This is a genomic window from Hungatella sp. (assembly GCF_046966825.1).
Genome location: NZ_JBKVCZ010000182.1, coordinates 1 through 11,446, shown reverse-complemented (window position 1 = coordinate 11,446; position 11,446 = coordinate 1). Strand labels below are relative to the sequence as shown.

General features: G+C 49.7%; 9 protein-coding genes. 6 read left to right on the top strand and 3 right to left on the bottom strand.

Annotated elements, in window-relative coordinates; genetic code table 11:
• A partial coding sequence (locus tag ACLTD4_RS30780; protein WP_412331820.1) for an ATP-dependent metallopeptidase FtsH/Yme1/Tma family protein occupies positions 1–1,039 on the top strand: 1,039 nt, incomplete at its 5' end.
• Between the two features lie 29 nt (positions 1,040–1,068).
• Here ACLTD4_RS30780 and ACLTD4_RS30775 read toward each other — a convergent pair.
• Entirely contained in the window at positions 1,069–2,040 is a 972-nt protein-coding gene (locus ACLTD4_RS30775) for an AraC family transcriptional regulator (RefSeq protein ID WP_117620912.1), read from the bottom strand.
• Positions 2,041–2,226: 186 nt separating this feature from the next.
• On the opposite strand from ACLTD4_RS30775, the gene gnpA reads away from it, so the two are divergent.
• Both gnpA and ACLTD4_RS30765 read left to right on the top strand, forming a co-directional pair.
• Positions 2,227–4,395 carry a 1,3-beta-galactosyl-N-acetylhexosamine phosphorylase gene (gene gnpA, locus ACLTD4_RS30770; RefSeq protein WP_117620911.1) on the top strand — a complete coding sequence of 723 codons (2,169 nt, stop codon included), beginning with the start codon at positions 2,227–2,229 and terminating at the stop codon, positions 4,393–4,395.
• A 103-nt stretch (positions 4,396–4,498) separates the two neighbouring features.
• The gene (locus ACLTD4_RS30765; RefSeq protein WP_117620910.1) at positions 4,499–5,833 is read left to right on the top strand and encodes an MATE family efflux transporter; all 1,335 of its coding nucleotides are present in this window, start codon (positions 4,499–4,501) and stop codon (positions 5,831–5,833) included.
• 54 nt (positions 5,834–5,887) lie between these two features.
• On the opposite strand, the gene ACLTD4_RS30760 is transcribed toward ACLTD4_RS30765, so the two are convergent.
• Positions 5,888–6,298: an ester cyclase gene (locus ACLTD4_RS30760; RefSeq protein WP_055656281.1), complete on the bottom strand. Its 411-nt coding sequence runs from the start codon at positions 6,296–6,298 to the stop codon at positions 5,888–5,890.
• A gap of 1,125 nt (positions 6,299–7,423) precedes the next feature.
• A complete protein-coding gene (locus ACLTD4_RS30755; RefSeq protein ID WP_055656279.1) occupies positions 7,424–8,506 on the bottom strand; it encodes a GntR family transcriptional regulator in 1,083 nt (360 codons plus the stop codon).
• A gap of 232 nt (positions 8,507–8,738) precedes the next feature.
• On the opposite strand from ACLTD4_RS30755, the gene ACLTD4_RS30750 reads away from it, so the two are divergent.
• From ACLTD4_RS30750 to ACLTD4_RS30740, 3 genes are all read left to right on the top strand, one after another.
• Positions 8,739–9,638: a carbohydrate ABC transporter permease gene (locus ACLTD4_RS30750; RefSeq protein WP_181988589.1), complete on the top strand. Its 900-nt coding sequence runs from the start codon at positions 8,739–8,741 to the stop codon at positions 9,636–9,638.
• Positions 9,639–9,650: 12 nt separating this feature from the next.
• Complete coding sequence (locus ACLTD4_RS30745) at positions 9,651–10,484, top strand: carbohydrate ABC transporter permease (RefSeq protein ID WP_181988590.1); 834 nt, start codon at positions 9,651–9,653, stop codon at positions 10,482–10,484.
• A gap of 51 nt (positions 10,485–10,535) precedes the next feature.
• On the top strand, positions 10,536–11,446 hold a 911-nt coding region (locus tag ACLTD4_RS30740), incomplete at its 3' end, for an ABC transporter substrate-binding protein (protein WP_412331819.1).

The window sequence follows — 11,446 nt, the reverse complement described above, 5'->3', positions numbered from 1 at the left end:
TACCATCGGTAAGAAACGTGACGGCGGCGGCTTCAGCGGCAACGATGAGCGGGAGCAGACGTTGAATCAGCTTCTGGCCGAGATGGACGGATTCGACGGAAAGAAGGGAGTCGTTATCTTAGCGGCCACCAACCGTCCCGACTCACTGGATAAGGCGCTGCTTCGTCCGGGCCGTTTTGACCGGAGAATTCCGGTGGAACTTCCTGACCTTGGCGGACGCGAGGCGATCCTGAAGGTACACGGAAAGAATGTGAAGCTGTCCGATGATGTGAATTTCCATGATGTGGCGCTGGCAACAGCGGGCGCCAGCGGCGCAGAGCTTGCCAATATCGTCAACGAGGCGGCCTTACGGGCGGTTCGCATGGGCAGAAAGCTCGTGTCTCAGGAAGATTTAGAGGAGAGCGTGGAGGTGGTCATCGCCGGATACCAGAAGAAGGATTCCGGTGTCAGCGTCAACGAGCGGAAGATCATCGCCTACCACGAGGTGGGACACGCACTGGTTGCGGCATGCCAGAGCAATTCCGCGCCGGTACACAAGATTACGATTATCCCGAGAACATCGGGTGCGCTGGGCTACACCATGCAGGTGGATGAGGAGCAGCGGTATCTGCTCACAAAGGATGAGGCGCTTAATAAGATCGCCACCTTCACCGGCGGCCGTGCGGCGGAAGAGCTGATCTTCCATTCCGTGACCAGCGGAGCTTCCAATGATATCGAGCAGGCAACAAGGATCGCACGGGCCATGGTGACCCGGTACGGCATGAGCGAGACGTTTGATATGGTGGCCTTAGAGACGGTGACGAACCAGTATCTGGGCGGTGATACGTCGCTGGCCTGTGCACCGGACACGGCGAAGCTGATCGACGAGGAAGTGATAAAGATTGTCAGAGAGCAGCACCAGAAGGCCCTTCAGATCTTAAAAGAGAACGAAGGAAAGCTGCATGAGATAGCAGAGTATTTACTGGATAAGGAAACGATTACCGGCGAAGAATTTATGGATATATTTCATAAAACAAGCGAAAATTCCGTTGAAATTTAAGCCCTGATTCAGATAGCGGGTGCTGTTACTTAGGAATTTATGCAATGCTGTACTAAAGTTTCGGGAACCAGGAAGCCGCGGTATTTCATGACGGACTGGTCTTTCAGGATCGACATGCGGCGGCGCCACTCCCGTGGTGTCTGCCCCATGGTGTCGTGAAACTGCCGGTTGAAGCTGGACACGGAATGATAGCCCACCTCCTCTGATATGGAGAGGACAGAGGCCTCCGTCGTGCGAAGCAGGGAGGCGGCCTGGCGGATCCGGGTGTCTGTCAGATACTTAAGCGGACTGGTCTCCATGACAGATGAGAAGATTCTTCTGAAATGAGCCGGGCTTAGGCTGCAGAGTTCAGCCAGATATTCCATAGAAAAATCGTCCATGTAGTGACTGCGAATATATTCCAGTGCAGGAGCGATGACCAGCGCATTTTCAGGCGGCTGGTCATCTTTTTTTTCTGCCGATGCAGCAATCTGCCGGTATGCCCTGGCAAGATCGGTCAGAAGCGTGAGGAAGAGACCGCGCACTGAGATCTCATAATAGTCTTTTTTTCGTTCAAGCTCTCTCATAATCTTCGCTGCCAGAGCGTGGACCTCCGGGTAATCCCGTTCGTTTAAAATCAGGCTGGTCCGGTGCTCCAGAATCGTTAAAAGGTTGAAAATGCGAAGATCCGATCCCGAAAATAATGGCGTTAAGAGCCCCGTGAGATCGACAAACAGGTACGACCATTTGCTTGCCGTACCAGGGGAACTGTAAGTGGTGTGGGGAACATCGCAGGAGATCACGGTCAGATCACCGGCCCCAAACGGCCGTTTCGTGTCTTCGAAGATCATGGTGCCGCTGTCCGATTCACAAAGCCCGATCTCCAGGCAGTTGTGGATATGAAGCCGGGGAGAGGCCACGTCGGAGATCCGCCATTCCTCCCCGGATAAGAGGAGAACCGGAAAACGGGAGGACAGGTTGTAATCACGGAATTCAATGTATGGTCTTTTGCGTCTGGGCATGGGTGCTTCCTCCTTTTTTCTATGATCCCATTATATCCGTAAATGATTGAAAATGCAAAGTATTTGCCGCACTCTGACTGGAATGAGTGCGGCTGTTTTTATATAATTAAGAAAGATATTTCTAAAGTGAACCATCGCAGGCAGAGAATACTGCAATGTGGATAATTTGGAAGGAGAAGATTTATCATGGAGAAGACAAAGGGAAGTTTTACACTGCCGGGGGAAGCCGGCTATGAGGAGCTGACGCTCAAGCTGGCGGAACGCTGGGGCGCCGATGTGATCAGAGACAGTGACGGCACGGAGCTGTCGGAGGAGATCACAGGCGCGGGATATGGAATTTATTCCACCATCTGCCTCATACGTGATCACAATGAGTGGGCGAAGGCCCATCCGGACCAGCTTCAGCAGACGTTTCTCGTGACAGACCCGAAGACGGCGTTTGGCGGGGTACTGACGTTTGACTTGATGGAGGATTTTTTTACCGAACAGTTTACTATAAACGACAGCCCGGAAGCGCTCGCTTACTGGCAGGTCTTTGACCGCACGGAGGAGACGGAGGTATCCCGCGCCAGCTGGCGTTATGATAAAAACAGCGGATCCGTGGTACTTGAGGAAGCGCATCCATTTCATGACTATACGGTGAATTTCCTGGCATACCGGATCTGGGAAGAAATCTCGATGTACAACCATGTGACAAATAACTGGGAGAAAGAGCATCTGATGCCGGTAGATCCAATCCACGAGGAGACCAGGGAATATCTCTATGGCTGGATGAAGAATTGGTGCGATACCCATCCGGTGACGACGGTAGTCCGGTTTACCTCCCTGTTTTATAATTTTGTGTGGATGTGGGGCAGCAGCGAAAAGAAGAGAAATTTATTTACAGACTGGGGCTCCTATGATTTTACGGTCAGCCCCGCGATGCTGAAGGCGTTTGAGGCGGAATACGGCTACGGCCTGACGGCGGAGGATTTCATCAACCAGGGGAAATTTCATGTCACCCATATGCCGCCTTCCAGGCGCCAGCTGGATTATATGGCCTTTGTAAACCGTTTCGTTGTGGACTTCGGGAAACGCCTGGTGGAACTGGTGCACAGCTGCGGAAAGAAGGCGTATGTGTTCTACGACGACAGCTGGGTGGGAGTGGAGCCGTATAACGACCATTTTAAGGAGTTCGGCTTTGACGGCCTGATCAAATGCGTCTTTTCCGGCTATGAGGTCCGGCTCTGCGCCGGAGCAGAGGTGGAGACGCATGAACTGAGGCTTCATCCTTACTTATTCCCGGTTGGGCTGGGCGGAGCCCCCACATTCTGCGAGGGAGGAGACCCGGTCCGCGATGCGAAAGAGTACTGGATCCACGTGCGCCGCGCGCTGCTCAGGGAAAAGATTGACCGGATCGGTCTTGGCGGATATCTGCATCTGGTGGAAGACTTCCCCGATTTTTGCAGCTATATGGAGACGATCGCGGATGATTTCCGGCGGATTAAGTCCTTCCATGAAGAGGGCGCTGTGTATACACTGCCGATTCGGGCTGCGGTGCTCCATTCCTGGGGAAAGCTTCGTTCCTGGACGCTGTCCGGTCATTTTCACGAAACGTATTTGCACGATCTGATCCATATCAACGAGGCTCTCTCAGGGCTTCCGGTTTCGGTGGAATTCATAAATTTTGAAGATGTAAAGGCAGGATGCCTGAAAGGCGTCGATGTCCTGATCAATGCCGGGGCGGCCGGAAGTGCCTGGAGCGGCGGGATGGCCTGGAATGACAGTGGTGTCACGGAAACGGTCTCACGCTGGGTCTATGAGGGCGGCGTGCTTATCGGAGTAGGCGAACCGTCGGCAGCACCCGGGGCATCCGCGTATTTCCGTCTGGCTTCTGTGTTGGGAGTGGACGAGGATACGGGGGCAAAGGTGTGTCATGGACGCTGGGAGTATGAACTGGCGGAGAAACCCGGTCTGATACCGGCGGGAGCTTCCATTCGCGGCAGAAAAGGCATCTGTCTCACAGGCCCCGACACGGAGGTGATTGGGGAAGAGGATGGGCTGCCCTCCATCACGTCTCACCGTTTTGGAGGCGGCACCGCGTTCTATCTCAGCAGCTTCCAGGTGACGCCGGAAAATACCAGGATGCTCTTAAACCTGATGGTAAGCGGAATGGGCATGGATTTAAACCAGAAATATCTGACGGACAGCCCCGACACGGAATGCGCCTGGTATCCGGCCTCCGGTAAGCTGGTGGTGATTAATAACAGCGGCGAGGAACGGGAAACCGTGATTCGGATGGAAGCCGGCCGACAGACGGTGAGACTGGAATCGTACGGCATGGCAGTGCTGGATGGGGCCGTGAACGGTAAATGACCGGAATAAAGGCTGGAATAAAAATGAATTTTCCATTGAAAATCGCCTGAGAGTAGTAGTATAATCTATCCTTGTATGGAAAAGTGAGGAAAGAGGTAGAACAATGGTAAAGGATTTAACGGTAGGGAAACCATCGTCAGTGCTCTGGCGTTTCTCCATCCCCATGTTTGTCAGCGTAATTTTTCAACAGATGTATAATATCGCGGACAGCGTGGTGGCTGGTAAATTTGCAGGTGAGGCGGCTCTGGCAGCCGTTGGGGCGTCTTATCCCATCACCATGATCTTTATGGCGGTGGCGGTAGGAAGCAACATCGGCTGTGCGGTCGTCATTTCCCAGCTCTTCGGGGCAAAACGGTGGAAGGAGATGAAGACGGCCATCTACACGACGCTGATAGCCTGTATCGCGCTGAGTCTCAGCCTGATGGCTCTGGGCTTTCTCTTCTGCCGCCCGGTGATGAACCTGATTCAGACGCCGGCCGATATCTTCTCGGACGGAGCGCTGTATTTACGAATTTATATCGGCGGATTTCTGTTTCTGTATCTCTATAATGTGTGTACAGGCATCTTTACATCTCTGGGAGATTCCAGGACGCCGCTTTATTTCCTGATTGGTTCCTCTCTGGGAAATATTCTGCTGGATATGATCTTCGTCATCGTCTTTCACTGGGGTGTGGCGGGCGTGGCGTGGGCGACCTTTATCGCCCAGGGAGCAGCCTGTGTGCTGGCGCTTCTGACCGTACATAAAAGAATTGCGGAGGTAAAGACGGAGGGCAGCTTTCCGCTGTTCTCCTGGAATATGCTGAAAAAGATCAGTGTGGTTGCAGTCCCCAGCATTCTCCAGCAAAGCTTCATCTCGGTAGGCAACATGTTTATTCAGGGACTGGTCAACAGCTTTGGTTCCTCAGTGATTGCCGGCTACAGCGCGGCGGTGAAGCTCAATACCTTCACGATTACCTCGTTTACGACGCTGGCAAACGGACTCTCCAGCTTTACGGCACAGAACATCGGCGCAGGGCAGGAGGAACGGGTAAAGAGCGGATTCAAGGCCGGATGGTTCATGGCATTCTGCGTCGCTGTGCCATTTACAATCCTGTTCTTTTTCTTCGGCGGTCCGGCGGTGACCATCTTTATGGAGCAGACAGGCGGAGAGGCGATGAATACTGGCGTTACATTTTTAAAGATCGTCTCTCCGTTTTATGTGGTGGTTGCCACGAAACTGATGGCGGACGGCGTGCTGCGGGGATCCGGCGCCATGGGCTGTTTCATGGTCGCTACATTTGCCGATCTGATTCTCCGCGTGCTGATCTCCTTCGTGCTTGCCGGACCGTTTGGTGCGGACGGGATCTGGATGTCGTGGCCCATTGGCTGGACGATCGCTACGGCGCTGTCACTCAGCTTTTATTTGAGAGGAAAATGGAAATTCAGCAGGGATTTGTGATCAGCCGTATTGCTGCAGGAGAGCAGTACTTGGTTTTGCATTGACTGGATTCTGCTATACCGGTTTAATAAGATGATGCTCATATAACGTATCAAAGGTATTTACTGCGCCTCCGTGCTCGACGATCTTCCCGTCTATGACCTTGTCGATATCAACACCGGTGAAGGAGAGCCTCTTGTGTGTCGGCTTTATTCCAATCCATTCGCCCTCGTGGGTCCCTTCCATGATGAATTCTGAAATCACATAGTCCCCATCCACGTATTGCTTGATGATTTTCATCGTGTAGTCGGGATAGGTCTTTTTTACATCAATAAGATGCTGTTTCATGCCGTCGACACCCACGTGAATGATGGTTTCTCCGGCTTTTACAACACAGTTTTCTGAGACGTACTGCGAAACCTGATCCAGCAGGTTTTCTGAGACTACGGTCTCGTAGAAATAGGTTACAATATCTTTATTCTCCATTTTGGCACCTCCGGAATGATTCTGGTTGGATCTGCTGCAATTATTTTAGAAGCATTATAACAGGTGGCAGACAATCCGTCTATAGCTGTCTGTAATTAAATTTGGTGAAATTTTAGGGAAGGAACAGCGCGATCAATGTATTTTTTCAGCATTGAAAAAGGAAGAAGAAACGAAATAATCAGAAAATTAAGAAAGATTTCTGGAATAAATGGCGAAGAGTGTGTATAAAAACAGAAACAATTGTAATAATTGCGTACAATTTGAAAATTAGCAAATAACATATAAAAAATAAAGAAAAAGTATTGACAAATCAAAATACATCCGCTATAATAAAGCCAAGATAAGAGATAAGAAAACAAAAACTCCTAAAGAAAAAGGAGAAGAAACAAACTCTTAAGCATCAAAAATATAGAAGAAGGAGGTACAGTCCACCAGAAACAGTAATTTAGCTTAATTTATAATAAAAATTATAAATTAGGCAAAAGGAAAAACCGATCTGCCGATGCTAAAAAACCAATCTTATAAGATAAAAGCAAAAGAGGAACATCAAAGAGCTGATATCAAAAAAATAAGATAAAATCTATGAAATGTTTAAAGAACTATGATTGTTTCAAGAAGTAGAACAAAAGAATAATCATCTTTGTTATATGACGAGAAAGTATAATGAGGAATGAAAGAAAATTTTGAAATACGAAAAGATGAACAGATAGTAAGAATGAAAAGTAAGAGAATAAACGAAAAACATAGATGAGGTAGAAGAGCAACGGAGAGAGGGAAAATTTCATATAGATCATGTTAGAGAAAGTACCAGGTACAAAAAACATGAGAGAAAAGAGGTATCAAGTCCAATGGATGAGATAGTGTAGAAACGGGTATCGGATGAATGTCAAATCAATCGGTACCCGTTTCTATCTGTCTTTTTGTGTAAAAGAAAATGAATAAAGATCCTTTTTCCGATGGCCGGTGAGAAAGCCGGCGGTCGGAATAAGGATCTTTTTTATTTCATAGGGTGAGCCCTATGAAATAAAAACCCTCCGGGAGGATGCACACTTCGCGCTAAGGAAGTATGGCCGCTGAAGCGACTGCGCTCCGGCGCGAGAGTCCGGCGGGCCGGACTCTTTATGTTTATACGGGATTCTGAGGAACAAACGATGCCGGCACAACGATATGACTATATTCCCTCTTTCCCTGAATTAACTCGATCAGCCTGGTTACACACGAGCTGGCGATCTGGGGAATGTCCTGTCTGATATAGGAGATGCGGTGGTCGTCGGGATAATCGAAGGCTGTAATCCGGTAACGGTCCCACCAGCCGCGGCGGTCCAGGATATGGGAAATGTATTTTGTAAACTCGCGGTTGACACAGAACAGGCCGTCAATCTCCGGATGGCTGTCGAGGAACCTTGCCAGAAGCGCTTCTTTTTCAGCAGGGTCCGTGACGGACAGCGGAATCAGGCACTGATGCTCCGGAGGAAGAAGACAGCCGCCCTCCTCCAGAGCCGCCTTAAAACCGGACAGCCGGTCGCTGGTTACCGTGTTATGGCTGTCCGGAGACAGGAAGGCCGGATGCGCGATTCCCTGAGAGAGGAGATGGCGGACGGCTGTCCTGGTGATTTCTTCATTATCCGTATACACGCAGCTGCAACGTATTCCTTTTAAATACCGGTCGATGAGCACAAATGGGAAATCGGTGAGATTCAGCTTTAAGATATCCTCATTGTACATCTCGTGCTCGGTCGGGAAGATGATGAGACCGCTGGCCCCCCGCTCCTTCAGCTTATGGATAGCGGCCGATTCCAGCTCCTGATTCTCCCGGGTGATGGTGACGGCCAGAATGTAATCGGTGGCGTTTAACTCCTCCTCGATACAGTTGAGAAGCTGCTGGTCGATGCTTGTCTTCATGGAAGGCATGATCAGACCGATGGTTTTTGACTTTAAGATTGTCCGGTGGTTGACGGTACTGTTAAACTCTGCGATCATCTGGAGCTGTTCCATGGGGCTTACAAAGGAGCCTTTGCCCTTCTGCCGGGTGATATATCCCTTATCCGCGAGCTCGGCCAGCGCGTTCTTGGAGGTGATATGGCTCACTAAATACTGCTCCGCCAGTTCCCGCTCTGAAGGGATACGGTCTCCGGGCTGCAGGCTTCCATCGTGGATTCTGGACAGAATGTCTTCTATGATCTGTTTGTAGAGTGGAATGCTGTTCATAAGAGGTTACTCCTTACTTAGTATACTAATTACGGATAAGGGGTTGAAGGGCAATGCATACCATTATTATAGTTACATTGAGAAAATAAAGCAAGTATATTGTAAAAAATATCCAAATAGGAGCGGAAATATCGAGAAAAATTAGAAGGTAATCTATTTTATACTAAGGTTAGTATATTAATTATCCTGCTCAAATAGTATAATGAGTCCAGATGAAGGGAAGGTGTTGCAAATGCATGAAGGAAAGGGCAGGAGACTGAATAAGCCGAAACGGGTAGCGGCTTTTGTATTTATCTCTCCGGCGGTATTATTTTTAGTTGTATTTTCCGTTATACCAATGCTGTATTCGTTTGGGATCAGTTTTTTTCACTATAACACATCCATGAATGCAGATACCATACGGTTTATCGGACTGAAAAACTACGTGAGCGTACTGACGAATAAGCAGTTTCTGGATTCCGCCTGCTGGACATTTATATTTACCGTATCCGCTGTGGCGCTGAATCTCCTGTTTGGTATGACGCTGGCAGTGGTCCTCACGACTAATTTTCTCCCCAGGATATCCAAGGTGATGAAGACCGTGTTTACGATCCCCATGATGATCGCTCCTATCGTGATTGCTACCATATGGAAGCTGATGTTTTCACCCATTTACGGTGTGCTCAACGGACTGCTGGTCTCTATGGGGCTTGACCGGGTGGAATGGCTGTCAGCGGTGGTTCCGGCCAGAATCGCGCTTGTCATCGTAGAGGTCTGGGCCACCACACCGCTGTGTATGCTTATCTTTATGGCGGCGCTTAAAACCGTCCCGGAGGAGCTTTTAGAGGCCGCGACCATCGACGGAGCAAACTGGAGACAGAAATTCTTCCAGGTGACCATGCCGCTGATTCGTAACTTTACCGTTCTGGTGCTGACCATGCGTTTCATGGACGCGATCCGAATGTTCGATATTGTCTACAACTTGACGAACGGCGGACCCGGGACTTCGACAGAAACGCTGGCGTCCACCATTTACAAAATGGCATTCCGGTATTATAACGTGGGCGAGGGATCGGCAGGCGCGTTTATCTTCTTCGTGCTGATTGTGCTGTTCTCCCTGCTGATTATGAAGCTTACCGGCAAAGAAGAATAGGAGGGAATGATCATGAAGAAGAAAATATTAAAGTCTGCGGGACTTCTCATCATTCTGCTTTTGCTGGGCGTGCTGTTTTTCTTTCCGGTTTACTGGACGATCATCACGTCGTTTAAGACAAAGGCGCAGGTGTTCGTGGAACGGCCGATCCTGTGGATCGATACGCTCTATCTCGATAATTACATAGAGATATTCCGGAAATCCTACGTCGCCACCTTCTTTTCCAACAGTATGCTGGTGGCGGTGAGCACGACGGTTATTTCCCTGGCGCTGGCTACAATGGCAGGCTTCGGGCTGTCCAGGTACCATTTCAAGGGAAACAAAATCATCAAGAACAGTGTAATTGCAGTCCGGATGATTCCGGCTCTGGTTTACACGATCCCGTATTACATCATTTACAGCAAGATTCATCTGCTGGATACGATGACAGGACTCATTATGGCATACATATCATTTGCGCTGCCTCTGGCGATCTGGCTGTCCATCAGCTTCTTCTATGAAATACCGGACGAGCTGTATGAAGCGGCCGAGATCGACGGATGTACGGAATACGGAATGTATACGAAAATCGCATTGCCGTTAGTAAAGGCGGGGCTGGTGGTAATTGCGATTCTGGTGTTTATCGGCGCATGGAATGAATTCGGCCTGGCACTGGTGCTCCAGTCTTCCGATGCAAAGAAGACGCTGCCCATAGGAATTGCCAGCATGGTACAGACTCATAAGGATACCCCTTCCGGCTCACTGGCTGCTTCGGGTGTGATCGCTATGATACCGGCTGTGATATTATCCATGACGACACAGAAATATATTGTGAAGGGCACGATGGCAGGCGCCGTAAAAGGATAAGAGAGCAATACATGAAATTTTAAATAGAAGTATAAATCGAGGAGGAATGTAATGATGAGAAGGAACGGATTATGGAAACGCGTGGCAACGGCAGCGGCCTGTACGGCGGTTGCAGCAGCAGGTCTGACCGGCTGTAAGGTGGCTGTGTCGGAGGAAATGCAGACGACCGCGGAGACGGCGGCTGTTACGGAAGCGGCTGGGGGGACGGAAGCCTCTGAAAAGAAAACGATTGAAAAGTTTGGTAAAACGCTGGACAATCTGGACCTGGATGGGACGCTTCACGGCCAGTATGCAGGTCAGACGCTTACCGTTCCGGTGATGTCCGGAGACTTTGAAAAGGCGGTCAGCGATGTGGTTCCGCTGTTTGAAGAGCTGTCAGGGGCCAAGGTAGTGGTGGAATCAATTCCTGGCGAGCAGTTTACTGATAAGCTGCAGCTGGATTTAAACAATACGAAGCGGTATGATGTGGTGCTGGCGCCCATCGCTTTCCTGCACAGCTTCGCAAAGGCGGACAAGATAGAGCCGCTTGATACCATGATCAGCCAGTATGCAGGCGAATCCTACGATACTTCGGATTTCCTGCCGGGTCTGTTCGATACATATGGAAACTATGACGGCAAGCTCTGTGCGATTCCTTATAAGCCGGATGTGGAGCTTTTGTTCTACCGGAAGGATTTGTTTGAGGATGAGTCTTTGAAGAAGGCGTATCAGGAGAAGTATGAGACCGAGCTGAAGGTTCCGGAAACGAATGAGGAAATGATGCAGGTTGCGGAATTTTTCACCAAGAGCGTCAATCCGGAATCTCCTGTGGACTATGGTTATTCCACGAACATGCTGAAGGGCTGTACCAGACTGCTGTGGATTAACCGCGGCGGCGACGATGTGGATGAGAATTTAAAGCCTAACATGAACAATGAAGCAGGCATTGACGCGTTAAAACGCGTATTGAAGCTTCAGGAGTA